At 61.9% G+C, this 24,839-nt stretch carries 23 protein-coding genes; 16 read left to right on the forward strand and 7 right to left on the reverse strand.

The genetic code is table 11. The features are described from left to right. Positions 1-1,019 precede the first annotated feature (1,019 nt). Entirely contained in the window at positions 1,020-1,436 is a 417-nt protein-coding gene (locus ACLBKU_RS06380; protein ID WP_410178691.1) for a hypothetical protein, read from the forward strand. Positions 1,437-1,442: 6 nt separating this feature from the next. Here the strand turns inward: ACLBKU_RS06380 and ACLBKU_RS06385 are convergent, their stop codons facing one another. From ACLBKU_RS06385 to ACLBKU_RS06405, 5 genes are read right to left on the reverse strand one after another with little or no spacing between them, the layout of a single operon-like run. Next, the gene (locus tag ACLBKU_RS06385; protein ID WP_410178692.1) at positions 1,443-1,835 is read right to left on the reverse strand and encodes a hypothetical protein; all 393 of its coding nucleotides are present in this window, start codon (positions 1,833-1,835) and stop codon (positions 1,443-1,445) included. Between the two features lie 36 nt (positions 1,836-1,871). After that, on the reverse strand, positions 1,872-3,068 hold the full coding sequence (locus ACLBKU_RS06390) for a GIY-YIG nuclease family protein (RefSeq protein ID WP_410178693.1): 1,197 nt from the start codon (positions 3,066-3,068) through the stop codon (positions 1,872-1,874). Beyond that, positions 3,061-5,151, reverse strand: a complete 2,091-nt coding sequence (locus tag ACLBKU_RS06395) for a DEAD/DEAH box helicase (protein ID WP_410178694.1) — start codon at positions 5,149-5,151, stop codon at positions 3,061-3,063. The genes ACLBKU_RS06390 and ACLBKU_RS06395 overlap by 8 nt, the downstream gene beginning before the upstream one ends. Further along, entirely contained in the window at positions 5,148-6,452 is a 1,305-nt protein-coding gene (locus ACLBKU_RS06400; RefSeq protein WP_410178695.1) for a PD-(D/E)XK nuclease family protein, read from the reverse strand. Before ACLBKU_RS06400 ends, ACLBKU_RS06395 begins: the two co-directional genes overlap by 4 nt. Next, positions 6,449-9,193 (reverse strand): class I SAM-dependent DNA methyltransferase, encoded by a 2,745-nt coding sequence (locus tag ACLBKU_RS06405; RefSeq protein WP_410178696.1) that lies wholly within the window; start codon positions 9,191-9,193, stop codon positions 6,449-6,451. Before ACLBKU_RS06405 ends, ACLBKU_RS06400 begins: the two co-directional genes overlap by 4 nt. A gap of 101 nt (positions 9,194-9,294) precedes the next feature. Here ACLBKU_RS06405 and ACLBKU_RS06410 point away from each other — a divergent pair, with 101 nt between their 5' ends. From ACLBKU_RS06410 to ACLBKU_RS06470, 13 genes are all read left to right on the forward strand, one after another. Beyond that, the gene (locus tag ACLBKU_RS06410; protein ID WP_410178697.1) at positions 9,295-10,266 is read left to right on the forward strand and encodes a hypothetical protein; all 972 of its coding nucleotides are present in this window, start codon (positions 9,295-9,297) and stop codon (positions 10,264-10,266) included. 38 nt (positions 10,267-10,304) lie between these two features. Beyond that, a complete protein-coding gene (locus ACLBKU_RS06415; RefSeq protein ID WP_410178698.1) occupies positions 10,305-10,883 on the forward strand; it encodes a hypothetical protein in 579 nt (192 codons plus the stop codon). A gap of 559 nt (positions 10,884-11,442) precedes the next feature. Beyond that, positions 11,443-11,934, forward strand: coding sequence for a hypothetical protein (locus ACLBKU_RS06420; protein ID WP_410178699.1), 492 nt, complete (start codon positions 11,443-11,445; stop codon positions 11,932-11,934). Between the two features lie 61 nt (positions 11,935-11,995). Beyond that, on the forward strand, positions 11,996-12,241 hold the full coding sequence (locus ACLBKU_RS06425; protein ID WP_410178700.1) for a hypothetical protein: 246 nt from the start codon (positions 11,996-11,998) through the stop codon (positions 12,239-12,241). Between the two features lie 191 nt (positions 12,242-12,432). Next, the gene (locus ACLBKU_RS06430; protein ID WP_410178701.1) at positions 12,433-13,362 is read left to right on the forward strand and encodes a hypothetical protein; all 930 of its coding nucleotides are present in this window, start codon (positions 12,433-12,435) and stop codon (positions 13,360-13,362) included. 179 nt (positions 13,363-13,541) lie between these two features. Next, positions 13,542-13,733 carry a hypothetical protein gene (locus tag ACLBKU_RS06435; protein ID WP_410178702.1) on the forward strand — a complete coding sequence of 64 codons (192 nt, stop codon included), beginning with the start codon at positions 13,542-13,544 and terminating at the stop codon, positions 13,731-13,733. Positions 13,734-14,819: 1,086 nt separating this feature from the next. Further along, positions 14,820-15,584 carry an SDR family NAD(P)-dependent oxidoreductase gene (locus ACLBKU_RS06440; RefSeq protein ID WP_410178703.1) on the forward strand — a complete coding sequence of 255 codons (765 nt, stop codon included), beginning with the start codon at positions 14,820-14,822 and terminating at the stop codon, positions 15,582-15,584. Between the two features lie 28 nt (positions 15,585-15,612). Continuing rightward, positions 15,613-16,581: a thiamine pyrophosphate-dependent dehydrogenase E1 component subunit alpha gene (locus ACLBKU_RS06445; RefSeq protein ID WP_410178704.1), complete on the forward strand. Its 969-nt coding sequence runs from the start codon at positions 15,613-15,615 to the stop codon at positions 16,579-16,581. Further along, on the forward strand, positions 16,581-17,567 hold the full coding sequence (locus tag ACLBKU_RS06450; protein ID WP_410178705.1) for an alpha-ketoacid dehydrogenase subunit beta: 987 nt from the start codon (positions 16,581-16,583) through the stop codon (positions 17,565-17,567). Before ACLBKU_RS06445 ends, ACLBKU_RS06450 begins: the two co-directional genes overlap by 1 nt. Further along, positions 17,568-17,801 (forward strand): biotin/lipoyl-containing protein, encoded by a 234-nt coding sequence (locus ACLBKU_RS06455; protein ID WP_017665057.1) that lies wholly within the window; start codon positions 17,568-17,570, stop codon positions 17,799-17,801. It abuts the gene before it with no gap. Continuing rightward, complete coding sequence (locus ACLBKU_RS06460; protein WP_410178706.1) at positions 17,798-18,184, forward strand: nuclear transport factor 2 family protein; 387 nt, start codon at positions 17,798-17,800, stop codon at positions 18,182-18,184. The genes ACLBKU_RS06455 and ACLBKU_RS06460 overlap by 4 nt, the downstream gene beginning before the upstream one ends. Positions 18,185-18,217: 33 nt before the next feature. Then, a complete protein-coding gene (locus ACLBKU_RS06465) occupies positions 18,218-18,880 on the forward strand; it encodes a thioredoxin domain-containing protein (protein ID WP_410178707.1) in 663 nt (220 codons plus the stop codon). A 102-nt stretch (positions 18,881-18,982) separates the two neighbouring features. Beyond that, a complete protein-coding gene (locus tag ACLBKU_RS06470; protein ID WP_410178708.1) occupies positions 18,983-19,846 on the forward strand; it encodes a sterol desaturase family protein in 864 nt (287 codons plus the stop codon). On the opposite strand, the gene ACLBKU_RS06475 is transcribed toward ACLBKU_RS06470, so the two are convergent. Further along, a complete protein-coding gene (locus ACLBKU_RS06475) occupies positions 19,843-20,853 on the reverse strand; it encodes a transcriptional regulator (RefSeq protein ID WP_410178709.1) in 1,011 nt (336 codons plus the stop codon). The genes ACLBKU_RS06470 and ACLBKU_RS06475 overlap by 4 nt on opposite strands. Positions 20,854-20,993: 140 nt before the next feature. Here ACLBKU_RS06475 and ACLBKU_RS06480 point away from each other — a divergent pair, with 140 nt between their 5' ends. Further along, entirely contained in the window at positions 20,994-21,554 is a 561-nt protein-coding gene (locus tag ACLBKU_RS06480; RefSeq protein ID WP_410178710.1) for a hypothetical protein, read from the forward strand. Positions 21,555-21,585: 31 nt separating this feature from the next. Continuing rightward, positions 21,586-22,281 carry an HPP family protein gene (locus ACLBKU_RS06485; protein ID WP_410178711.1) on the forward strand — a complete coding sequence of 232 codons (696 nt, stop codon included), beginning with the start codon at positions 21,586-21,588 and terminating at the stop codon, positions 22,279-22,281. A gap of 57 nt (positions 22,282-22,338) precedes the next feature. Here ACLBKU_RS06485 and ACLBKU_RS06490 read toward each other — a convergent pair whose 3' ends face one another. Next, entirely contained in the window at positions 22,339-24,666 is a 2,328-nt protein-coding gene (locus ACLBKU_RS06490; protein ID WP_410178712.1) for a DUF305 domain-containing protein, read from the reverse strand. Between the last annotated feature and the right edge of the window lie 173 nt (positions 24,667-24,839).

Consider the following 24,839-nt stretch of genomic DNA (forward strand, 5'->3'; position numbering starts at 1 on the left):
CGGCAAGGAGAGCCACGTGTCGAGGTAGAAGCCTTTTTCGCGTTCTGACTTCGACGAGATGCGGGACTCTTCGAGTAGCTGGCACAGCGGTGTGGACATTCGATCCCCCTGAGTAGATTGCCACAGTAGCCGCGCGACTGTCCTTCGCCAAGCCCGTTACCTTGGACGCTAAACCTCGTGATCAACTGATTCCAAACGCGAATCTTCCCGTTCAGCGACGATGCGACAGGCTCCGTCGACCACCATCGAAGCCGCAGACGGGGCAATTTCTGCGAAGATAAATATTGGCAGCGGTCAGCCGCTGCTGGTATAACCAGATTCGTAAAATAGCTCAGGGAGTTAGTTGGCAGATATCCCCGCCAAGCCCTACGCTGGCACTTGGTAAGCGCCTCATCAGAGGGGCTGTGTGTCGGGAGGAATGCGAGAGCAGCGAGCGGTCGAGGAGTGCCGCGATAAACAAAGCTCCAGAAAGACAGTGGCTCTGTGCATCTTCACAACCACTGGCTCTCGGAGGTTTTTGCATCGAACGTGCCGACCGAGAGTGCTTCGCCCTGTCGAGGGGCGATAACCGTCGAGATCAGGAATGATCTGGAGACGGCGGCAATGCAGGGTTTTGGGCGACCACCTGCTACGCGGTAAACGCGGAAAGCCGCCGAAGTTCGAGCCGCCGATGCCTCGTGAGATGAGCACGTGATCTTCTCCCCTCCACCAAATCAGCGATCCTGAACACGTGTCTCATGGCACCGCTCATCTGGTGGAGGGGGGATAGAGATATGCGCGCTCCACCTGTGAGATGACGAGAAAGTTAAAATAAAATAAAATCGACGAACTTCAGCCAAATATTGGGCGAAGGCTCCGCCTGAGACCAATATGCAGGCTGGGGCTCGCCGAAGGCGAAGCCTTCAATGGCAAGCCACGCTTCAGCGCGGCAGAACTCTATAAGTGTTCGACATGCGCACCTCAGATGACTCAGAGCGCGCACAAAATCTCGACAGATTTCGATTTCATGAGATATGCAGATGATGGACGACATCACTCAATATCGCGCGCTTGGATGGGACTTCGATATGACCCTCCACGGTCATGAGAGGTCTCAGCAATTCTGGGACTACATCCACGAGAATCGTCATTGCCAAACCCATCACATTGTGACCTTTCGCACGGGTCGGCTCCTCGACCGCGTTTGGCATGACCTCGGACGAGCGGGCTGTCGGTTACTTCCGTTCCAGTTTCGGGGCGTCCATGGTGTGCCAGATGAGGTCTATGAGGCTTTCGTCCTCGGGCTCACTGGCGGTGATCGCTACCTTTATTGGAAGGGCGAGGTTTGCCGTCAGTTGGGAATCGAGTGTTTGATCGATGACGCTACGATGGAAGTCTGGGCTGGTTGCTCCAAATATGAGATCGACTATGTGCATCCCGACTTGGCGAGCTTCTGAAGCATCTCAAAGCTTGATGTCGATGATCCTGACTTCTGGGTTCAAACGAACCAGCGCCTCATCTGTGGGGATCAGCCCCACACAGACAATGCCTTGGAACATACCGCCAGACTTGACCGAGAAGATTCCATCCACACGATAGGTGCCCCATTGCGGGCTGAACGCCTCGTTGATGTTTATCTCGATTCCGCCCTCTTCCAGAGTAGATCGCGATAGAATGATTTTTTCATCGTAAGCCGAGGCTTTGGGCGCGCCCTCTTTCCGATCATCGTCGAATAAGTCTCGATCTATCAGCAAGTCGAGGCCCACGATGGCGTCCTCAAAGATCACTGACGCTACTCGCTCGAAGTTCTCTTCGGTCAGTTCTCCGACGAACTTGCGGATGTGGCGCGCAGGCATTCGATCCTCCCCTTACTCGCTCTTGCTCCCAGCGCCTCAGCCTTCGATTAGCCGCGCTTCACTCGGCTCGTAGCGGTAGCGCGTGATTGAACCGTCGCGAATGCGCTCAACCGCTTCATCGATGGCGCTCAGAGGCACGAGAAACCATTCGCGTGGCTTCACTGGATTCCCGAACCGATCTGGAATCGTAAGATCAAGGGCTGCCCCTGCGAACACCTTGTGGATCAGGCCCTCAAGCTGAACACGGTTGATGTTGAACAGCTTGTAGGTCGCGACGACCTCGACACCTGCCAGCAGATAGGTGGCCGACTTGTCAGCGCCCGCGATGCGGGTCTCAACCGAGCCGCCCGTCACGCCGATTTTGTGAATCAGGTGACGGTTTTCCGCGACCATAGGATGGTCGGATTTGCTCCGCAGGACATAGATCGTGCCGCTTTCGAGATCGCCATCTTCGGGATTGGCGGCGAACAGCGGGCCAGCCTCGATCTCGGTGATCCGTCTGCCCGCATCATCCTTATACAGGGCGCGCTGCATCGAGCGACGCAGTAGATCGCTCTCGGTGCCGTTCGCATAAATGACGCGGAGGCGGGCGTCAGATTCGCCGTTGGGGGCTTTGAACGTCTCGCCGACCTCCGCGATGTAGGCGATCTGCCCTCCGAGAATGAAGAACTGACCCTTGGTGATGTCGGCCTTGAGGAATCCAGCATCCCTCACAAACCGCCGCGTCTCACGCGCACCGCTATCGAGGTCGCGCTGAACTTGCTCGAACAGCGGCTTGAACTTGGCGAAGTCCGCGCACTTCTCGCGGCTCGCGATTTCTTCCGCAGCACGACGCTCCTCAGCGCTGGGCACATTGCGAAGAACGCGGATGTCATTTTCGGCAGTCGGTTCGATGCCAAGCTCGGCGAGCAGGGCATCGTCATCGATCTCGGACGGGGAAACCTGATCCTCTGCCTGCGTGCCAGTCAGCAGCCCGTGCTTGTCCATATCGCGGAGAAGCTCGCGGCATTCCTCAAGCTCGCGCAGGCGGTCGAGCCGCACGGCATAGAGGCGCTCGAAAATGTCACGGTCTTCGCCGTGAAGCGGGGCTCGGCCATGCTCCTCATAGAAGCGGACAATATCCTCGAACCCAGCGATGATCCGTTCTTGCTGCGGCGTGTAGGTGCGCGCCTTCGGTTGCTCAATCTCGACGCCGAGTTCGGCCAACAGTTCATCATCAGACAGTTCAGCCATTGGAGGCCTGTGCACGGTAACGAGCTAGCGCTGCAACCCCTTCCGCCATGCGCCTTTCCCAAGCGTCGGCGGAAGTGATGTCTGGGAGCCTTCCGCGCTCCTTCTTGAACCGCAGCGCCCGCTCCGCGAGATCGCGCGCTTCCTCAGGTGAAATCTTGACCTTCTTCGCGGAGATCACCGACTGAACCTGCTTGAGGACGGTCTCGTTCATCGACTTTGCCAGCACCGCATAAGCCGCCTCGAACGGATTGATGCTGTCGATGAGGTCGATATCGAGATCGCGCACATCCATCGCGAACTTGCGAACGCCGTCGATCAGCGCAGTGTTGACCTTCTCGTCCTCACCCTTGGCAGCGTCGATGCCGATGGCGATTTCCTTGGCCTTCTGGGTGAGGTTGAGCGCCGCAATAGCATGCTGACGGATGGCTTCCTGATCTTCCGTGCTCAACTCTGGGTAACGGTCACGGACAATCTTCCCCATGCGCACTTGGGTAAGCTCTTGCGCCAGCGTCTCCCCGCCCGCCTGCGTCCCGTCAAAGAGGCCCTTCTCCATGGCCGTCTTGTCCTGCACGAACTGCGTGATCACCTCATTGAGGTCTTCCTTGCAGATGCGCTGAGCCTCATCGCTCTTGGGCTCGACCAGACCCTTGATCTCGAAGTGAAGCTGCCCCGTATCTTCGCGGACGCCGACATTCGTCTCGCCTTCCTTGTATCCTGCGGGTCCGTAGTCGAAATCTTCGAGCGGCCCGCTGTCCTTGGGCGTGAAGGTAAAGCGCGGGGCAAGCACCTGCTCCATCAGCAGGCTGGCGGCGATGGCCTTGAGCGTGTCGTTGATCGCGCCGACGACCGCCGCTTCCGAGGCATCAGGCTCCGCGATCAGGTTGGTGAAGGTGGCGCTTTCTTTCCCGGGCGCGTCCCGAGTGGCGCGCCCGATGATCTGGATGATCTCGGTGAGGCTGGATCGATAGCCGACCGTCAGCGCGTGCTCACACCAAATCCAGTCGAACCCTTCCTTCGCCATGCCGAGCGCGATGATGATATCCACGTGGTCGCGATTGTTGCGCTGTGCGGGGTCTTTCAGCGCCGCGAGCACCTTGCCGCGCCGCGCAGGATCGCTGTCATCGACGAGATCGGCGATCTTCACGATCCGACCGTCAGGAAGCTTCACAAGATGGAAGCCAGTCTGGGAGTCAGCACCTTGCCATTCCCCCAGCGCTTCCATGATGTGTTCGACCTCGGTCGCCTTGCCGATCTTCGTGCTTTCGCGCGAATTGACGGAGGGGATGTGGACTATGGTCTTCTTGGCAGGATCGAGCACGGCCTCAATCGCGTTGAGGTAGCGGCCCGTGTAGAAGAAATAGCCGATGTTGAGTGCCTTGAGGTGCTCGTAGCCATTCAACTGCTCATAGTAGGTGTAGGTGACCGTCTCGAACTTCGCCTCGTCCTCGGGTGTCAGAACGGGAACCGCGTCACCGCGGAAATAGCTGCCCGTCATCGCCACGATGTGGGCTTTGTCGCGGCGGATGAACTGGGCAAGCTGGCTGCCGAGGCGATTATCCTCGCTGGCAGAGACATGGTGGAACTCGTCCACCGCGATCAGGCGGTTGTCGAAGGCTTCGACGCCAAGCTGCTCCACGGCAAAACGGAAGGTCGCATGGGTGCAGACGAGCGCCTTGTCCTCACTGGCGAGGAACTGGCCAACGGCCTTGATCTTGGAGGGATCGGCACGTTCCTCATCTGGCCCTGCGGCATTGCAGAGATTCCACTTCGGGCGCACTTCCCAGTCGGCCCAGAACCCGAACTGCGAGAGGGGTTCATCCATGAATGAGCCGCCAATCGACTTCTCGGGCACGACGATGATCGCCTGTTGGAGCCCCTGATTGTGGAGCTTGTCGAGCGCGATGAACATAAGCGCCCGAGACTTGCCCGAGGCTGGGGGGGACTTGATCAGCAGATACTGCTCGCCGCGCTTGGCATAGGCGCGCTCCTGCATGGGGCGCATGCCCATTTCATTCGCGTTGGTAGACGCTCCTGTTCGGGCGGTCTGGAATGAGACGGCAGGGATGGGCTTGGAAGTGGTCACGCCTTCTCTCCATACTTCTGGAACTGAGGCAGAACCTTTCCGATCTCATCAAACTCAGGCTGGAAACGCTTCAGCAGCGTCCGCATGGCCAGAGCGATCTCGCTGGTCTTTTGGACATCAGGAATCGTCACCGAGTTCTGCTTGAAGAACCTCGAATACCGTCGCCCTTCGTCAGCAGCACCTTGTTGGAACTTGATGCGATTGCTTCCAGTCCCTTCAGCGACCGCTTGGATCGCCTCAATTAACTCCCGCCGCGCACTCGCGTTGGTGATAGGGCCCACCTCGTTCACCAATGTGATCCGCCCGCTGATCCCATCATCTCCAGTGTTGAACTGGAAACGGGGTGCGAGCGGGTATTCAAGCCACCAATTCTCGCATCCCTCCCAGCGAAGCGTCTCGCTGCCGAAGGCCACGAACCAAGAATGTGGCACAAAGCTAGCGGAATCGTTGCCCACCCAGTCGAAGTGATAAAGCTCACCGTCGATCTCTACAGGCACCTTGAAGTCGTCATTGTCGCCGATCAGCGAGCGAACGGCGAACTCGAAATCTGTTTCCTGACCGTATTCCCAGATGAAGTCGAGCGCCTTGCGATGGGTGCGATAAAGCTGCCGAGCAAGCCTCTCCATCTCGTTGTGCTCGTCACTCATTCCCAGAGCCTCTTTCAATATCTCGATGTAATGCTTGATGAAGATTGCCACCTCGCTTGTGAGGGGCGCGCCGCCTTCCTCGACGAACCTGACAAGAAGCTCGCACACGGTATCGTAGCCAATCGGTGCGTAGCGGTCGTCCAGAGGCTCTTCGTCATGGAGCGTAAGAAAGACGCCACGGATTGTAAGCGGGTTCGACGGTGACTCGAACAACTGCCGAAGCTTCTCGATGTAGCCGCTCAGTTGGCCCTCACCCTGCTGACTGTCATACTTGTTTTCGACCACGAAGGCCCAGCAGTTGAGAGTGCTGCGGATGACGATATCCATGTTCTCCCACTCGCGCCTCACCTCAACATCGCGAAGATCGGCGCGGGAGATGTCGAGCGCGTTAGGATAGCCCAGTCCCACACAACCGCGTAGCGCCTCACCAAGAAAAGCGCGGAGGAACTTGTCACCGAGACCGTGGCTTTCGCGGGGGTCTAGTAGCCACGACAAAATCGCCGAGTGCATAACCTCCTTCCGCTCGATCCGCATGATACGAATGGGATTGAAGCGGCCAAGAAACGCCTCGATCCGCCCGAGCTTGTCGTTGTTTACGATAAGGCGTTCGAGATCGTCGAATGACGGAATAGGCGGGCCAGATTGCTCGCTCATGCCGCCTTCTTGCCCGTCATCTTGGTGTAGAGTTCGAACAGCTTTTCGAGGCGTTCGGTGTCGTTGCGGAAGCGGCGTCCGATGTAGATGCGTTCGAGGGTTTCGTCGTTCTCCTCGTGTGCGCGGCGGAGGTCTTCGGGCATGGTATCGGGATCGTAGAGATCGGCGATGGTGGCGGGGAAATGCGCCTCGCGAGCGAGCAGGATGTTCTCGGCGCAGCGGGTGAGATCAGCCTTGTTCTGTTCGAGCAGCTTGGGGAGCGGGAATCCGTTCCATCCCAAGCCATTGGTATATGAGAACCTTAGTTCAAGACGGCCACAGACCGTCGCAGCCCACATCCAATGCAAACGTGAAGCAAGAACGGAAAAAACCCATATCGGCGAGTCAAACGCGCCGTAATTCCTATTTGAAATCACACTTTTGCCATCCAGAAGGTCGACTGGAAGGAAGTCTCGATTTTCGGACGATACCGAAGGTAGCGCCACAGTTGCTGTCGCGCCGCACCGCATCTCTCGAAACTGGTGAGGTCTGTGATTGTCGGATTTTGGGCCGAAATCGCTGCTCGTTTTCCTCAATTCCGCGACAGCGTTAATACGCCTTTTGATCTCGTCATTCTCAACGGCCTTTGGGACATCATCGTCATTGAGCCAAAGGCAGTATTTTGGCACTCCGTTAATGACCTCCGATGCTCCATATATCTTTTTGATCATGGGGTCGTTCGGATCGATGCCAGCTTGAGCTAAGGTGTCGCGACTGAATTGCAGATAACCACCATCGACAGGCTTATTGCCAAATCTAAGCTCTGGCCTTCCATCAATGGTCCTAGTGTGATTCTGAACGATCACATTCTCACCTGCGATAAGATAGGACGAGATGTTCTGAACAGACTTGACGCCCAGTTCTCCGTTATCATCGAGCCAGAATAGACGCTTTTCTGCCGAGCCCACCCTTCCGAGCCCGACGATAACAACGGTTACACCAGCATTGTTTGCTGCCAAATTACTCCACTTGAAAGAGGTATGGGCGAAAATGATTTCGCAATCACCGTTGAGCAGCAGTGGCCACAGAAGTGGAACAGATTGTCCCTGACAGATCGTATTAGTGCTGACCAGCGCGACCTTAGAGCCAACGCGCGCAATGTGGTCAACTGCCTTCAAGAACCAGCCAGCCACAAAATTGAGAGACTTCGAAGATTTCAACCTCCCTCCTACGATGCGTTCAATGTCTGCCTTCTGCTCTGGCGTCTGATCATTGCTCCAAACATACGGTGGGTTACCGCATATGTAGGTCTCGCCCCCGATATTCTCAAAATCGATCTCAGATTGATCGAGTGGCGTTTGAAAGAGGTCGTCCCCCTGAACCCTTACACCTGTCCCAGTGGGCGGGCAGATGCTCAGCCAGTCGAGACGCAGGGCGTTGCCGCAAGTGATCCAGTTCTCATTATTGAGTGGCAAGAACTCGGCCAGCGCAAACTGTTGCCCGCGATACAGCACATCACACTGATACTCGGCGATGATGAGCGCGAGGCGGGCGATCTCGGCGGGGAAGTCGCGCAGTTCGATTCCGCGAAAATTGGTCAGCGGAATCTCGGTCTTGCGGTCAGGCTCACCGCGCCGTTTGTTGATCTCAGCCTCGATCTCCCGCATCGCCTTGTAGGCGATGACGAGGAAGTTGCCGCTGCCGCAGGCGGGATCGAAAACCCTGATCTTCGCCATGCGGTTGCGCAGATTGAGGAGCTTGCGGGAATTGTCGCCTGCCTCTTCCAGTTTGGCGCGCAGGTCATCGAGAAACAGCGGGTTCAGCACTTTGAGGATGTTCGGCACGCTGGTGTAATGCATGCCGAGCGCGCCGCGCTCCTCATCGTCGGCGACGGCCTGAATCATCGATCCGAAGATGTCGGGGTTGATCTTCGTCCAGTCGAGATTGCCGATGTGGATGAGGTAGGATCGGGCGATCCTGCTGAAGCGCGGGACATCGAGCCCGCCCGCAAACAAATTGCCGTTCACATAGGGGAAGCCGTCCGCCCAGCGGGCAATGCCCTCTTCCTGACGCTTGGCGAGGGGCGTGTTCATCGCGCGGAAGAGTTCGCGGATCACATCGGCGGTGTTGTCCGCGCCGCCCGCGCTCATCTTCTCGACCGTCGCGGTGAAGCGATAGCTGGGGTGGAAGATGTCAGTATCCTCGGCGAAGAAGCAGAAGATCAGTCGCGCCATGAAGTGGTTCATGTCGGTGCGGCGCTCGGCCTTCGCCCAGTCGGGGTTGTCCTGCAACAGCGTCATGTAGAGGCGGTTGAGGCGACTGGTCGCGCGGATATCGAACGAGCTTTCGCGGATTTGCTCGACCGTCGTGATGCCCGCCAGCGGCAGGAAGAAGCCGAAGTGGTCGGGGAAATCGGGGTAGTCGCAGGCTATCGTTTCGCCGCTGGACAGGTCTTCCGCCTGAAACTCCATGCCGTCCGTGGCGAGGATGAACTTGGCTTTGTTGGTAGCGGTCTTCGGGCTGTTGCGCAGGGCTGTCAGCGTCTCGCCCACCGCGCCGGGGGCGCAGGTGGCGATGTGGATGTTGCTGCGTTGGAGCACGCCGCCGCTGAGATCAGACTGGTTGGTGTTGCCCTTCCGCAGGCGGTCGATGGTGGTCTTCTTGTTCCCGAAGGCGGTGAGGAACTGGAACGGGAACTCGGCCCGATCAAACGGTTCCGAGGCGAGTTGGGTGACGGCTTCTTCGATCTCGACGGGGTTCATAGGCCCTCATTATGACGCATTAGCCGTCCCCGCCAAGGAGTTCTTACTTTTGAGCCGCGTGGCATATAGGGGTGGATTCACAAGAGGTTGAGGAGTCAGCGATGCCATCGTTGTTTGAGAATGCGGTCGCTTCAATTCGGATGGGCGTGGAGGACTTCCGTCAGCAAGACCCTGATCGGGATGTCTCTGCGGTCCGTAACTTTTACGCTGGCGTTCTGCTGCTCGCTAAGGAGGCGCTGATCCGTGCTGCCCCGAATGCAGACCCCGAGTTGGTGATCGGCGCAAAGCTGAAGCCCGTCCCAGATGGTGCGGGCGGAATTGAGATGGAGAAGGTCGGCCATACCACGATAGATTTTCAGCAGATCGCCGAGCGCGCCAAAGATTTCGGGATCAACATCGACGCTCAGGCCCTTCGAGCGCTGAACCGAATCCGCAACGATATGGAGCATCACTACACGAACGCGCCCGCGACAGCCATTCGCGCAGCCATAAGCAAAGGGTTTCCAGTCGTCGCCTCCTTGTTCAGGCAGATCGATGAGGTGCCGATGGAGCGTCTGGGTGAGGCGTGGGCAACTATGCTTCAAACCAAGGAGCTTTATGATCAGGAGTTGCAAGAGGCACGGGCGACACTTGCAAATATGCAATGGCGATCACCCAGCGTCGCCACGGAGCTTCTCCGATGCAAGGAGTGCAAATCTGAACTGATTGAGCAAACTGACTCTGACAACGAAGATCAGGACGATGTTGAGCTTCGCTGTCGCACTTGTGGCACTTTCCTCGACGCCGCCGAAATGATCGAGCACGTTATCGATGAATTATATGGGGCTGAAGCATACAGCCGTTACAAAGACGCGGGAGAGGATGGCCCAGTCTACACATGCCCAGCCTGTGATCGAGCTACCTTGATCGAAGGCGAGGATGAGTGCGCAAATTGCGGTGAGCCGCTGGATTATACCTCCGAGTGTGGACGATGCGGCAGCCATATATCTATCCAAGACTTCCTCGAAGGTCTCGATAGCGGGCTCTGCTCTTACTGCTCGTGGCAGCAGGATAAGATCATGCGCGAGGATTAGCTGCTTGGCTGCCTTGCTGATTATCGGGAGAAATCGAGTTGAACGTCACTGAAACTGACCTCGCCATCGCCTCCGCTCTTTACCCCGTGATGGTTGAGTGCGCGCGGCAGTCGCCGCCGACGAAACTGACCTATGGCCAGCTTCTCGATGAGGCACAAAAGCGGTTCCCCGAGAACGAAGCTGTCCTGCGGGCCATACCGATCTCGCTCGGTCGCAGGCTCGATGTTGTGCGGATGTTCCTGAATGAGCATGCCCTGCCAGACCTCACCAGTTTGGTGGTGAATGCTGACACGGGCGAGGTCGGTTCTGCGTTCGGCGCTGATCCCATTCACGTCCGCGAACAGGTGGCCGCGTTCGACTGGAGCACCGTGTCCGAGGAGTTCGACCTGCACATCGATGGTCTGCGAAAGGAAGCAGCGGCCCGTTCGCGTCCGAAGCGGAATCGTGACGACGCGAAGAAGCTTATGTCCGCACACTACCAGCAGCATCGTGCCGCGCTACCCAAGGGAATCGAGGCTCACCGCGAACTCATCATCGAATTGCTCGTAGATGGCTGGTCGGTGGAAGATGCCTTCGAAGCTGCGGCATCAGAGGTTAGAAAAGAGGCCAGCACCTGACCGAACCTAAGCATTGGACAGTCATGATGATGCGAAGCTGGGCGCGGATTGGGCTCGCTGGCTAAATACAGGATGACAACCCACCCTATCGCCGACCTCTGCGAACGTATCGCCTCCTACCGCAGCCATCCCTTCTCGGCTGTGACATCCGTGACCCTCTACGTCAGGCATGACAAATGCCCTGAACAGCTTGGCGATGACGCACGCATTTGGTGCCGAGACAACTGCGGAGGGAAATGGCGACAGGTTGCCAGAGGCGCGTCAGCAGTCTTTGAGTTCGAAGAACTCGAAGACGCCATTCTTTTTCGCATCAGGCACTGATGCGCGACTGGGGATCGTTTTCGATGCGATCTCCAGCTTTCCAGAAACCCCCTTGGATTCTGCGACTGCGAAGTGGCTGAAGAGCGCCATTCTGCGGGGTCAACTTTCTCTATTCCAAAGGTGGATGTCTTTGGAGCGAGTTTGTTCACATGGATGGGAGCAGGCGCTTTAATCCGTCTGGCGTCAGCATGTTATGGGCGCTATTCTCGTGACTTCCTGAGTTTCGGACAGTCAGACAATGTTGGCATATCTTCTGCTCGCATCCGCCGTTCCTGCCGCAGACGATGCTTGGTCCGTATACGACCAGACAGACAACATTTCGAAGAAGCGCCATATCAGCGCTCTTGTCCTTGCCAATGACCACGATGGGACCGCGAAGGAGCGACCTTCGCTACATATGAATTGCATCGAAGGGGGCGGCGTTGGCCTCTCGCTCGTATCCAATCTCGTCGATTTCGGAAATCGTCAGCGCCCTGTCTACATTACGTTTCTGGGTAATGGTCAGGTTATCGATCTGGATGTCCAGCTATGGCAGCCCAGCATGTGGCGGCTGACTTACGCAGGTGCTGATCTTGACGGCTTCGTTCAAACTTCAAATCTGACCCCGACGGTGCGATTTGAATATCTGGTGGATGCTGGAAGGCAGACAGTTTTCTATAACACGAGCGGCATGGCTAAATCATATCAATACCTATTGGAAAACTGCCAGTTCAACTCAACTGAAAGTTGAAAAAGTTTTTGTATTGCAATTTATTAAGGCGAACCATATTCACAACGTCTAGGCGGTGAATATGACCAAAAGCATCCGACAGTTTTTAATCGAGCAGTCAGAAAATTGTGTGGTCACTGATTTTGCGGGCGGCCTTGCCATACGCGCGGTGTCACACGATGAGGTTGATCTAAGGCGATTTCAACACATCGTTCGGGAAATAATCGATGGCGCTGGTGACGTTTATTCCATCCCAGTAAGGCCTCACTTTTCTTCAAGCTATAGTGTAGATTATTGTGACGTTGTTTTGATTGAGTGGTTGAAATGACAGTGGCAGGGGCTTCATTTCTGCTCTGACCACTTTGGGCATATCGCGGCGTAACTATGGTCGCTGAAATGCTACACGGCACGGTATCGCCGCTGCCTGACCCCCCTTGAGCTTAAAGCAAAACTCAGCCCGACGCGCGGGCGAACTCAATCAATACGGCTGTGACGTCAGGTCGAGATAGAGGAAGATCATTGTCGATGTGGAAGCGAGTGGAGGCACGGATTCGTTCCAAGAGGGAAGGCCTCGCCTTTAAGTATATGCCCCGCTTTGCAGATTGGATCATGCGACGGGTGGCATTGTCTGCCCAAGGCCAGTTTTCTGATGAAGTCGAGCCCATTGGTGTCCTGATTGATAGCTGTGTTCGAACCCACGCGATCACCCATGAGGGAGCTTGGATCGACACAGGCACGGTGCTTTGGGGAGGCGTTCATCCCATCAACACGGGTTATATAGCTCGTGTCCCCGTCCACGCCGCGAACAATGACTCCGAAGATTATGTCGATATCTGCTACCTTGGATCACTGATTGCGCTCGCCCGCTTTGGAACGATGAAGTTCTTCACGTCATCGGAACTGATCTCCGAGCAACTCAAGCACCCGCCCGCCCGATTTCGGACTGTCGGATATAGTGATTACAGTATCCTCGATATGGTCAAAATTGAGTCGCTCGATGGCGAGCGGTATGACTTCATCAATATGAGGAAGCTTTTTGGAGGTAAGAATGGATTAGCTGAAGCCCAGCAGGCGAGGATTGCAGCAAACAGCGACGAACTTCACAAAGCAATCATGTCCTGCTTCAAGCACCAGAAGCATAGCCAAGACGCATGGCATCTGCGGACGGCGCAGGTGCATGGGTGCAGATACCTTTTGACGATGGATCGAAAGTTCGTTCGCCTCTGCGAGCAGCACAGCAGCAAGCTCGCAGCAGCGGGAATCTCGGTTGAGGTCTGCTCCCCCACCAAACTAGGCGAGAAGCTGAAGCTGCCGAAAATCCCCCCATGGCTGTTCTCATACAACGACGCGTCGTTCGCAGTCCGTGCCGACCTTCATATGCCCGAACAAAAGCGCAGGCCAACCGTTGGTAGAAGAGGCGTGACGATAGACGACATCGCACCACGATGAGCCGTTGTTGCCCGAGGTGCTATCGCGACTGACCAGATGAAGCCGATGCGGTTAAGGATGCCTCGTGCTATCCAGTCGCTGTCGTGATCCTTCGGAGGTTTGCTGTGGTCGTCCCCATATTCGTCACCCCACCCAAGCTATACTCTTCGGATGAGGACATTGCTCGTTTCGTGGAGGGCATGCGGAAGAAGCGGCTCGATCCCCGCTATGCAGACGACCAAGAGGCATTGACCTTCTTCGACGAACTGATTGCTGACGCGTTGGCGATTCCGCAGAAGCGGGCTGATCTCGAACGGCGCGTCATGGACGAAATCGCAACCCAAGGATCATGGTTCACCATCGAACCTGAAGAATCGGATCAGGGTAGCTGAGCCGTATCGGGATCGACGTTCTCGACCCTCAACAAAGTCCTCATCAACAGCGACGAGTGATGCAACATTAGTGCGTCGTGCTGTGCAAATGATTCACTCGGGGGTCCAAGTGATTCAATCACCATATTTTTCTTCACAGATTCAATTATGGGCTTGGCAAGTCAGCGACTCAAGCTTTTCCGCCAGCTTCGCTGGCATTGGTGGAAGTCAAGGGGCTCTCCCATGGTTACCAAGGGCTTAAAATCTCGTTGACGGGATTCCCGCGCTGACCCATCATTTCATGGTTCGGCGCAAATGAGACCCCATCGCGCTGTGGCTAAGGTTGTGGATGAGTCGCTATAGAACAGAATCGGAACACCGCCTGTTGACGGTAATGTCTGGCTGATTCATCATTTAGGGGTTCGGTGCTCGCGAGGGCATCGGATGGAAGCAAGGCTTGCAGACTACCGACCTGCAAGTTGGAGCGGGAAGTTTAAGGTTGGCGCACCCGAGGTCGAAAGACCACAAAGAGAGCCCTTGCAGGGGCTCTCAAAATCTTCCCGCTCCCGCTCTCCATTATGCCTCGCGGATTTTCAAACTCAACAGCCTTGACGCAACAAAAACCGATCACCGAGTTCAAACGGCTGAATTGAGCCATTCCTGATGGTGGATTTTTTTCGGCTCTGGCGGCGTTCTGAGCGCATAGGAGCGCAAACACGCGCTTCATTCTCCCGCTACAAAATGCTACAACTCTAGGCTCGAAAAACATCGGAAATCTGCGGCTTTCGGTGCGTGGATCGAGGGTTCAATCCTCCCCAGCAGCACCATTCTCGCCCTTGCGGGGCGAGAATGGAGTCCTTGTTTGCGACGGCCCATCCGGCCGTCGTCCTCGGTGCAGATCCTCCACTTCGCTGCGCTCCGTTCAGGGCACCTGCGGGCGCGCGTTCGCGCTTGCGGTCGCTGTGCGACCGATGGTTTCCTCCCGAAGTCTCATCGTCCTTGGCGGCGGGTCTGCGCTAAACGCCCAACCCCCAAAATTGACGATACGCCCCGCCCCCCGCCTCGGCTATCCCCCTCGGGCATAACCGCAAGCCGGGGAGAGGCGCTATGGATCTGGGACTGAAGGGCAAGAAGGTCATCATGAACGGCGGGGCCCACGGGCTCGGCCTCCAGTCCTTGAAGCTGTTCGCGGCGGAGGGGGCGGATGTCGCCTTCTTCTCGCGCAAGGAGGACAAGATAGAGGCGGCGAAAGCCGAGATCGACGCCGCCGGGCCGGGCAAGGTGTTCGCCGAGGTGTTCGACATGGGCACCGGCATGGAGGCCTACCAGGCGTGGCTCGCCAAGGCGGCCGAGGAGCTCGGCGGGTGCGACATCTTCGTCCACACCGCGAGCGCCTCGGGCACCGGGGGCGCGGGCGACTGGCAGGCGTGCCTCGACATGGATTTGAAGGGCGCGGCCTATGCGGTCGAGACGCTGACGCCCTACCTCGAGGCCTCGGGCACCGGCTCGATCGTGATGCTCTCCTCGACCGCGGCGCTCGAGACCTTCATCGCCCCCAACCCCTTCAACGCGATCAAGGCGGCGCTGATCACCTATGCCTCGCAGCTCTCCCAGGCGATGGCGGCCAAGGGCATCCGGGTGAACACCGTCTCGCCGGGCGCGATCTACTACAAGGGCGGCAACTGGGAGATCATCGAGGAGCACATGAAGCCGCTCTACGATGCGACCCTCGCCAAGATGCCCACCGGGCGCTTCGGCGAGCCGGTGGAAGTGGCGAAGGCGATCGTCTTCGTCGCCAGCCCTGCGGTGCCCTACATGACGGGGGCGAACATCGTGGTGGACGGCGGGTTCACCCAGCGCGTGCAGTTCTGATTCCCTCTCTCCTTCGAAGGTGACACACATGGCCGAGATCGACCGCGACAAGCTGCTCGACATCTACACCCGCACGATGAAGGTGAACCGCACCGACGAGAAGTTCCGCGAGCTCCTCATGGGAGGCAAGGTCGCGGTGATGTATTACTGCGTGCGCGGGCAGGAGCTGGTCTCGGCGGCGGCGATGGCGGCGCTGGAGAAGGAGGACTACGTCGTCTGCACCTATCGCGGGCAGGGCGAGCAGACCGCCAAGGGCATCCCGATGGAAAAGTGGTGGGGCGAATGCCTCGGCAAGGCGACCGGCACCTGCAAGGGCAAGGGCGGCACCATGCACATCACCGATCCCGAGACGGGGATCATGGTGACCACCGGCGTGGTCGGGAGCGGTCTCCCGATCGCCAACGGCCTCGCGATGGCGAGCCAGAACAACGGCGATGGCCGCGTGACGCTGGTGAGCTTCGGCGACGGCGCGGCCAATATCGGCGGCTTCCACGAGGCGATGAACATGGCCCAGCTCTACAAGCTGCCGGTCGTGTTCCTGTGCCAGAACAACCGCTACGGCGAGCACACCGCCTACGCCGATCACACCGACAGCCCCAATATCGCGAGCCGCGCGGCGGGTTACGGGATGCCGGGGGTCACGGTCGACGGCAACGACGTCCACCAGATCTACCCGGCGGTGAAGGAAGCCGTCGACCGCGCCCGCCGGGGCGAGGGGCCAAGCCTCGTCGAGGCCATGTGCTACCGCATGATGGGCCACTTCTTCGGCGCCGACTTCAGCTACATGCCCCCCGAGCACATCGCCGAAATGAAGGCCGAAGACCCGCTGCCCAAGCTGCGCAAGGTGATGCTCGAGCACCAGTTCACCGAGGAGGAACTCGACGCCATCGTCGCCGACATCGACGTGGCTATCGACGCGGCGGTCGAGCACGCACTCGCCGCGCCGCTGCCGGATACCGACGAAATCTACAAGGACGTGCTGGAGGAGACCGCCTGATGGCCCAGATCACCATGACCCAGGCGCTCAACCTCGCGATCGACGAGGCGATGGCCGAGGACCCGGGCGTGTTCTGCCTCGGCGAGGACGTCTCCGCCAAGCAGGGCGGCGGGGTGTTCAAGGTCACCGCCGGGCTCACCGAGAAATACGGCGAACACCGCATCCGCGCGACCCCGATCTCCGAGACAGCGATCGTCGGCGCCGCCGTCGGCGCGGCGCTTGCCGGACAGCGGCCGATTGCCGAGATCATGCTGATGAACTTCGTCGGCGTGTGCATGGACCAGATCGTCAACCATGCCGCCAAGCTCCGCTTCATGTCGGGCGGGCAGACCCCGTGCCCGATCGTGATCCGCACCACCACGGGCGTCGGCGTCGGCTTCGGCGGGCAGCACTCCGACATGCTCGAGGCGTGGTTCGCGCACGTCGCCGGTATTCACGTGGTGACGCCCTCCAACCCCGCCGACGCGCGCGGGCTGATGCGCGCCTCGATCGATGCCAATGACCCGGTGATCTTCATCGAGAACATCCTGTGCTACGGCCTCAAGGCCGAGGACCCCGGCCCGGGTTACCGCGTGCCATTGGGCAAGGCGGCTGTGGCGCGGGAAGGCACCGACATTTCGATCATCACCTATGGCCGCACCGTTTTGGACGCGCTGGCAGTGGCCGATGACCTCGCCAAGGAGGGCATCAGCGTCGAGGTCGTCGACCTCAGAACCATCGCCCCCTACGACGAGGCGACCGTGCTCGCGAGCGTGCGCAAGACCGGCCGCGCCCTGACCCTCCACGAGGCGGTGCGTCCCTTCGGCACCGGGGCGGAGCTCGCCGCCAATATCCAGGAGAAGTGCTGGGACCAGCTGAAGGGCCCGGTGCGGCGCATCGGCGGGACCTTCTCGGCGGTGCCCTTCGCCTCGCACCTCGAACAGGCGTGGATCCCGACCAAGCCGCAGATCGTCGAACAGATCAAAGCCTCTCTCGGAAAGCTCTAAATGGCCAGTGAAATCCGCATCCCCAAGCTCGGCATGAGCGCCGTCGAAATGACCCTCGTCGAATGGATGTTCGGCGACGGGGAGCGCGTCGAGAAGGGCGACATCATCTACACCGTCGAGACCGACAAGAGCACCACCGAGATCGAGGCTCAGGCCAGCGGGATCATCCACCCCACGGGCGAGGAAGGCGCGGTCTACAAGGTCGGCGACCTGATCGGCACGATCGAGGAGTGACAACTCCCCGCGAGTTGCTGGCGAATGTCTACGCCACCGCCGCCACGCGCGACTGGGCGGCGGTCGAGGCGCTGATCCATCCCGACTTCGTGCTCTACGAGGCGAATTCGCTGCCCTTCGCGGGCGAGTGGCGGGGCAAGGATGCGCTCCAGCGCTGCGCCGCGGCGATGTACGGCACCTGGGCCGACACCGAGCTCGAGATCCTCGACTGCACCGGGGGCGAGACCCACGCGGTGATGGTGATCCGCCTCACCATGCACCCCAAGGACGGCTCGGCCCCCTTCACCCAGACGATCTGCGAGGCGGGCACCTTCACGGACGGGCTTCTCAGCGCGCTTCGCATCCACTATTTCGACGCCGCCGAGGTGGCCGCGCGGGCTTGATGCCGCCCGGCTGAACCCGTGCCGGAGACCGCCATGCGCAAGCTCGTCCTCGCCCTCGCGGCGATCCTCCTGCTGGCCGCCGCGCCGCCCGCCGCCGACTGGTCGAAGACCGTCGTCCGGAAGCCCGACGGCGCCTTCGTGATCGGCAACCCCAAGGCGCCCAAGACGCTCGTCGAATATGCGAGCTACACCTGCAGCCACTGCGCCGAGTTCTCGGTCGAATCGACGCCCGAGCTCGAACAGCAGATCGCCGCGGGCAAGGTCCGGCTCGAGTTCCGCCACGCCGTGCGCGACCCGCTCGACTTCACCGCCGCGCTGCTCGCGCGCTGCGCCGGGCCGACGAAGTTCCTCGCCGCGACCAAGGCGTTCTACGCCTCGCAGTTCGACTGGTCGAGCCGCAGCCAGGCCTATCTCAAGGCCGACAAGAAGGCGCTCGCCGCCGCCACGCCCGACCAGGCGCGGCTGATGGTCGCGCGGAACGGCGGGCTGATGGCGGTGGTCGCCCCGCTCGGCGTGACCGACGCCAAGGGCGCGGCGTGCCTCCTCAACAAGGCCGAGCAGCAGGCGGTGCTCGCCCAGAGCAACGATGCCTGGGACAGGAAGAAGATCCCCGGCACGCCCTATTTCGTCATCAACGGCGCTCCGGCCGGAACCAACCTGTGGCCCGAGATGCGCGAGGCGCTCGGAAAGCCGTAAGCCGGGCGGCGCTCTCGACGACCTGCGCACAATCGCGTATTTTCGTCCGTGCCGCGCCGATCCTAGTGGGAGGGTCTGTCCGCTGGCCCGGGGGATGAATTCGTGAAACAGTCGCTGGTCAACCTGCTGCCGCCCGCCACCCTGGCGGCGATCCTCGCCTTCTGGGCCTTCGCGCCGCAGTCGGTGGTCGAGGCGCCCTGGGCGCTGCCGGCGGTGGGCGTGGCGACGGTGGTTTTCGTGCAATGCCTCGAATTCGCCTTCGAGCGGCACGAGGGCTGGCGCATGAACGGCCGCGAGTTCGCCACCGACATCTTCTATTTCGCCTTCTTCTTCTTCGTGATCGGCTGGCTCGCCGACACGCTGGTCAACGGCCCGCTCGGCGAGCTCAAGGCGGCCTGGGGCATCGCCACGCCGTGGCTGGCCGAGCTGCCCTTCCTCGTCCAGGCGATGATCGCGCTGTTCGTCTTCGAGTTCGGGCAATATTGGATGCACCGCGCGATGCACAACTGGACGCCCCTGTGGCTGACCCATGCGCCGCACCACCACATCACCCAGCTGAACGCGATGAAGGGCTATATCGGCAATCCGATCGAGCTGTTCCTGATCAGCCTCGGGGTGATCGCGCTGCTCGACTTCGACCTGCGGCCGCTGTTCGCGAGCTTCACCGTCGGCGGGGCGATCGCGATCTATGCCCACGCCAATGTCAGCGCCAACCCGCCGATCTGGTACGGGTTTGTCTTCACGACGATCCGCAACCACTCGCTCCACCACACCGCGACGAGCTACGAGGACACGCGCTGCAACTACGGCAACAGCGTGATCTTCTGGGACCGCGTGTTCGGCACCTACAAGGAGGGTGAGAGCGCAATCGTCGGGCAGGACGAGAGGAAGCGCCTGTCGATCGCCGAGCAGTGGCTGTTCCCGCTGCGCCCTTGGCTCGAGAAGCATAGGCGCGCCGAGGGCTAGCGGCGGCGCAGCCCGAGCAGCCCCGCGGCGAGCGCGCCGACGAAGGAGGCCCCCTCGACGACAGCGGTGAAGGCGCGCACCCCCGAGGTGAAGCCCTGCGGACCGAGCCGGTCGAAGCGCAGCTGCGCGCCCGGCAGTCCCTGTTCGAGCGCGTGGAGCGAACCCGCGAGCAGCGTGCCGCCCGCAAGGTGGATCAGCGCTCCGCCGAGCGCTCCTGCCGCCAGCGCCAGGCCGAGCACCGCGCCGCGCCTCCGCCCTGACAGCGCCGCCTGCGCCGCAATCCCGCTCGCCGTGCCGAGCACCAGCCCCTCGAAGGGCCCGGTCACGCCCGCGATCGCGAGGCCGGAGAGCAGGCCCACCCCCTCGCGGCCGAGGAGGTTGCCGAGCGCGCCGACCGCGAGCCCGCCGAGCATCGCGCCGGCGACCACCGCAGCGTTGGCGCGCCCGCGCCATGCGAGCGCCGCGGCGATCCCTGCTCCAAGCCCCGCCCCCGCGAGCAGCCCGAGCGCGCCGACCATCGCGGCGAGGATCAGCACCTGCCCGCCGCCGCCCGTCCCCGCGAGCACCCCGTAGACGAGCCCCGCGAGCAGGCCGACCGCGAGCCCGGCGAGGGTCGCAGTCCCCGCCACCTGTGCCGGGAGGCGGCGCGCCTCGCCTGCGGCTTCGGCGCGCAGGCGGGGCGGCTCGGAGGCGAGCGGGGCAATGAAGCGGTAGCCGTGCTTGGGGACGGTCTGGATGAAGCGCGGGGTCCCTGCCGCATCGCCCAATGCCCGGCGCAGGGTGCGGATGCACTGGGTCAGCGCCTCGTCGGTGACCGGCACGCCGTGCCACACCTCGGCCATGAAGGCGTCCTTGGAGACGAGCTCCCCGGGCCGCGCCACCAGCAGCGCAAGCGCGTCGAAATAGCGGCTGCCGAGCTCCACCGGCTCGCCCGCGCGGCGCAGCTGGCGGTTCGCGCAGTCGAGCTCGAAGGCCTCGAAGCGGTAGGTGGGCGGGGCGTCTGCCATGCTGCACGAGGGTGTGCGGCGCGGCGTGGCGGCTGGCAAGCGGGGGGCGCGCTTTTCAGCCATTCCTCAGGAATTGCTCATGGCTTTCACGGCGGCAGGGGCGAGGGAGGAGCCGTTCCACGCCAGCGAAAGGCCCCGACATGACCGACACCGCCAACCCGCCCCGCCGCCCGCTCCTCAACGGCTGGCGCATCGCCGGCTGGGGGAGCCTCGGCGCGATCCTCCTGCTGCCGGCGCTCGCGATGCGGCTCGAGGTCGCGGGGGTCGACTGGACGGCGAGCGACTTCGTCTTCGCCGCGCTGCTGCTCGGCTTCCTCGGGGGCGTGGTCGAGCTCGCGGTGCGCTTCGCACGCGGCAGGGCGGGGCGCGCGGGCTTCCTCCTCGCGGGGTTCACCGCCTTCTTCACTGTCTGGAGCAACGCCGCGGTCGGGATCATCGGCGAGGATGACCGGGTGAATTCGCTGTTCTTCCTGATGGTGATCGCCGGGCTGGTCGCGAGCGCCGCCATGCGCTTCCGCCCGCGGGCGATGCGCTGGATCGCGGGCGCGCTGGCGGCGGGGCAATATGCAGCCGGCATCGCCTCCTTGTGGATGATGCCGGGCCACGCGACCGAGTGGGGGGTGCTGACGATGCTCGCCCTGCTGTGGGGAGCGAGCGCCTGGTGCTTCCACCGCGCCGCCCACACCCCTCGCGCCGGTTGACGCCGCGCCGCCGCCCGGCGACAGCGGGGGCATGAGCGACACCCCGCACCAGCACCCCGCCTCGCTGATCCCGCAAGCCGTGCTCGGGCCACTGGGCTGGCTGCGCGGGTCCTTCGGGGCGGGCTTCGCGATCCTCGCGGCGGGGCTGGCGACCTCGGCGCTGATGCCGGGCCTGCCGCCGGGCCTCCCCTTCCTCATCGCCCCGCTCGGCGCCTCCGCGGTGCTGGTCTTCGCCGTGCCTGCAAGCCCGGTCGCGCAGCCGTGGTCGGTGGTCGGCGGGAATCTCCTCTCCGCGACGATCGGCCTGATGCTAGGCGCGCTGATCGGCCACCCGCTGATGGCGGCGGGGCTCGCGGTCGGGGCGGCGATCGCGGCGATGACCTTCGCGCGTTGCCTCCACCCGCCGGGCGGCGCCTGCGCGCTGCTCTGCGCGTTGGGCGCGGCGGGGCCCGAGCAGTGGAGCCTCGTCCACCTCGTGCCGATCGCCGCCAACGTACTCGCGCTGGCGCTGTTCGGCTGGGCCTACAACAACCTCACCGGCCACCGCTGGCCGCACGTCGTCGCCCCCGTCCCGCCCGCGCCCGCGCGCGCCGCGGCGACCCACACCCGTGAGGACATCGCGGCGACGCTCGCGACCTGGGAGGAGCTGCTCGACGTCGATGTCGACGACCTCGACGCCTTCTACCGCGCGGTGAACGAGCGGGTCGCAGCGCGGCGGGACGGCTAGCTTCAACCGGGCCACGTCGCCCCGTGCAACGACGCGGGGAGACGGGCTGAGTTGCCGCTATTTCGCCTTGCGGCTCGCGGCGGCGGCCTTGATCGCCTTCTCGTCCCACGTGACCCGCGTCTGGGTCTGGGGGTTGAAGCGGTCGTCCTCGTACTTCGCGGCCTCGGCGGCGGCGATCTCGGCCCTGGTCAGGAAGGCGCTCGGCTTCAGACTGAAGACGTCGATCCCGCGCACCATCTCGGTGCCGTAGATGTGGCCCCGATACCAGTAGGTCGACCAGTAGCCGCCCACCACCATCTGCTTGGCGTCGATCGGCCCACGGTCGAAATAGGCGATCTCCCTGGGGTTGGCGCTGTCTGTGAAGTCCATCACCGAGAGGCCGCCCTGGTACCATGCCTGCGCGAAGAGGTCGCGGCCCGGGACCGGGATGATCGAGCCGTTGTGCGCGACGCAGTTCTCCTTGTCGCTCTGGGCGGCGGGCATCTTGTAGTGCGCGCGGAAGACGAGCTTCCTGTCGACGATGTCGTAGATCGCGTTCGCCCCCCAGGTCTTCGGGTCGCTCGCCTTGCAGCGCGGACGCCCGCCGCCGCCCCACTCGTCGGTGAAGATCACCTTGGTGCCGTCATTGTTGAAGGTCGCCGAGTGCCAGTAGGCGAACCCCTCGTCGGTGGCGACGTCGATGCGCTTGGGATTGAGCGGATCGGCGATGTCGAACAGGATGCCGTTGCCCGAGCACGCCCCTGCGGCGAGCTTGAGCGCCGGGAAGACGGTGATGTCGTGGCACTGGTCGGTGCGCGAGGTGGTCTGGGTGCCGTCGCCGTGGTCGCCGCCCTTCCACAGGCCCGCGATCTCCCCGGTGGTCTCGTCGGCGAAGACGCGCGGGGACTTGACGATCCGTGCCTTGGAGGGGTCGGCGAGCGGAATCTCGATCACGTCGATCGAGAACAGCGCGGTGCGGCTGTCGCCGGGCGTGCTGCCGATGCAGCCGGCGAGCTCCTTCTCGTCGCGGATGCCCGCGGTGCCCGAGTTGTAGACGATCAGGCGCGTGTCGTCGGCGCTCACCACCGAGTGCGTGTGGCTCCCCCGGCAGGTCTGCACCTGGCCGACCTGGCGCGGGGCGGCGAGGTCGGAGATGTCGAAGATGCGAAGGCCCCGGAAGCGCTCGGGATTGACCTTGCCCGGCGCGCCCTCGAGCCCGCAGTCGGTGCGGCCGCGGGTCTGTTCGACGCTCATCACGAGGAGCTTGCCGACCACCGAGACGTCGCCCTGCCCGCCGGGGCAGACGACGCTGCTCTTGAGGGTCGGCACGCCGTCCGCCCCGAGCTGGTAGATGTTGAAGCCGTGGTAATTGCCCGCGACCATGATGTCGCCGAAGAACGCGAGGTCGGTGTTGGCGAAGTCGAGCAGCGGGGAGCGCTCGGCGAATTCGGTGAGGCTGTCCTCCTCCTCGCGCGCCGGGACCGCGGCGGCGGCAGCGGGGGTGTCGGCGGCCGGAGCGGCGGCCGCGACTGCGGGCGCAGCCTCGGCGGGCTTGGCGGCGTCCTCGGCCTTGGGAGCCTCGCCGTCCTTCTTCTTGTCCTTCTTGGGGGCGGCCGGCGGGCGCAGGTCGGCGGGGTTCGCCGGGTTGAAGAAGCCCGCGGGCTTCGGGAGGCTCGCGACCTTCGTCAGGTTGAGGATCGCCTCCCCGGCCTTGTCGAAGCCCGCCGCGAGGCCCGAACGCGGGTCGCTCGAGAGCCCGGCGAGGACCTTGTCCATCTTCTTGATCTCGCCGCCCTGCTCGCTCTCGACGTCGCTGACGAACTGGAACAGCACCGGATCGGCGGCCGTGCCTTCCTCGTCGAGCAGCTCCTTCACCATGTCGACCGCACCCTCGTGGTGGGCGATCATCAGGGTGAGGAACATCCGGTCGAAATCCGCGCCCTTGGCAGCGGCGAGGGCCTTCATCTCCTCAGGCGAGGCCATGCCCTTCATCATGTGGTGCATGTGCTCGGCATGGCCCGCCATCTTCGGGTCCTCGAGCGGCTCGCCGCGCTCCCTGAGCCAGGTCTGCATGAAGGCGATCTCGTCGTCCTGGCTCGCCTCGATGCGGCCCGCGGCGGCGACGACGTCGGCGTTGTTGGTGCGCTCCTTCACCAGCTTCGCCATCTCCAGCGCCTGGCCGTGGTGGACGATCATGGCTTGCATGAAGGCGACGTCCGCAGGCGTGTAGCTCGCCTGCGCGAGCTTGGTCGCCTCGTCGGCGGTGAGGGTCTTCGTCGCCTGCCCGGGGGCACCCGGCTGGACGATCTGGGCGCTCTGGGCGTGGGCGATGCCCGAGGCCGACAGCAGCAGGGCGGCAGCAAAGGTGGCACGCGCGGCGCGCGCCGGCGGGATGGTGTCGGTCATGAAGGTCCCCTTTGACGAAAAAGTGACCGCCAGACTGCCCGCGCATGCGGGGCAGTCAAGTGCATGCGCGCGACCACAAGGGCCTGATCGACGAACACGCAACGGCGTCCGAGCAGCCGCTTGTCGCTTGACGGTCGCTGAGAGCGCACCGTTTACCGCATGAGGCCAACTGA

It is taken from the genome of Erythrobacter sp. NE805, assembly GCF_046452355.1.
Taxonomy (GTDB): Bacteria; Pseudomonadota; Alphaproteobacteria; order Sphingomonadales; family Sphingomonadaceae; genus Erythrobacter.

What these genes read in the sequence shown, in the direction of transcription:
- ACLBKU_RS06380 (WP_410178691.1), top strand. Translation starts at nt 1,020, where the DNA reads ATGATGGACGACATCACTCAATATCGCGCGCTTGGATGGGACTTCGAT.
- ACLBKU_RS06385 (WP_410178692.1), bottom strand. Translation starts at nt 1,835, where the DNA reads ATGCCTGCGCGCCACATCCGCAAGTTCGTCGGAGAACTGACCGAAGAG.
- ACLBKU_RS06390 (WP_410178693.1), bottom strand. Translation starts at nt 3,068, where the DNA reads ATGGCTGAACTGTCTGATGATGAACTGTTGGCCGAACTCGGCGTCGAG.
- ACLBKU_RS06400 (WP_410178695.1), bottom strand. Translation starts at nt 6,452, where the DNA reads ATGAGCGAGCAATCTGGCCCGCCTATTCCGTCATTCGACGATCTCGAA.
- ACLBKU_RS06405 (WP_410178696.1), bottom strand. Translation starts at nt 9,193, where the DNA reads ATGAACCCCGTCGAGATCGAAGAAGCCGTCACCCAACTCGCCTCGGAA.
- ACLBKU_RS06410 (WP_410178697.1), top strand. Translation starts at nt 9,295, where the DNA reads ATGCCATCGTTGTTTGAGAATGCGGTCGCTTCAATTCGGATGGGCGTG.
- ACLBKU_RS06420 (WP_410178699.1), top strand. Translation starts at nt 11,443, where the DNA reads ATGTTGGCATATCTTCTGCTCGCATCCGCCGTTCCTGCCGCAGACGAT.
- ACLBKU_RS06425 (WP_410178700.1), top strand. Translation starts at nt 11,996, where the DNA reads ATGACCAAAAGCATCCGACAGTTTTTAATCGAGCAGTCAGAAAATTGT.
- ACLBKU_RS06435 (WP_410178702.1), top strand. Translation starts at nt 13,542, where the DNA reads ATGCGGAAGAAGCGGCTCGATCCCCGCTATGCAGACGACCAAGAGGCA.
- ACLBKU_RS06440 (WP_410178703.1), top strand. Translation starts at nt 14,820, where the DNA reads ATGGATCTGGGACTGAAGGGCAAGAAGGTCATCATGAACGGCGGGGCC.
- ACLBKU_RS06445 (WP_410178704.1), top strand. Translation starts at nt 15,613, where the DNA reads ATGGCCGAGATCGACCGCGACAAGCTGCTCGACATCTACACCCGCACG.
- ACLBKU_RS06450 (WP_410178705.1), top strand. Translation starts at nt 16,581, where the DNA reads ATGGCCCAGATCACCATGACCCAGGCGCTCAACCTCGCGATCGACGAG.
- ACLBKU_RS06455 (WP_017665057.1), top strand. Translation starts at nt 17,568, where the DNA reads ATGGCCAGTGAAATCCGCATCCCCAAGCTCGGCATGAGCGCCGTCGAA.
- ACLBKU_RS06465 (WP_410178707.1), top strand. Translation starts at nt 18,218, where the DNA reads ATGCGCAAGCTCGTCCTCGCCCTCGCGGCGATCCTCCTGCTGGCCGCC.
- ACLBKU_RS06475 (WP_410178709.1), bottom strand. Translation starts at nt 20,853, where the DNA reads ATGGCAGACGCCCCGCCCACCTACCGCTTCGAGGCCTTCGAGCTCGAC.
- ACLBKU_RS06480 (WP_410178710.1), top strand. Translation starts at nt 20,994, where the DNA reads ATGACCGACACCGCCAACCCGCCCCGCCGCCCGCTCCTCAACGGCTGG.
- ACLBKU_RS06485 (WP_410178711.1), top strand. Translation starts at nt 21,586, where the DNA reads ATGAGCGACACCCCGCACCAGCACCCCGCCTCGCTGATCCCGCAAGCC.
- ACLBKU_RS06490 (WP_410178712.1), bottom strand. Translation starts at nt 24,666, where the DNA reads ATGACCGACACCATCCCGCCGGCGCGCGCCGCGCGTGCCACCTTTGCT.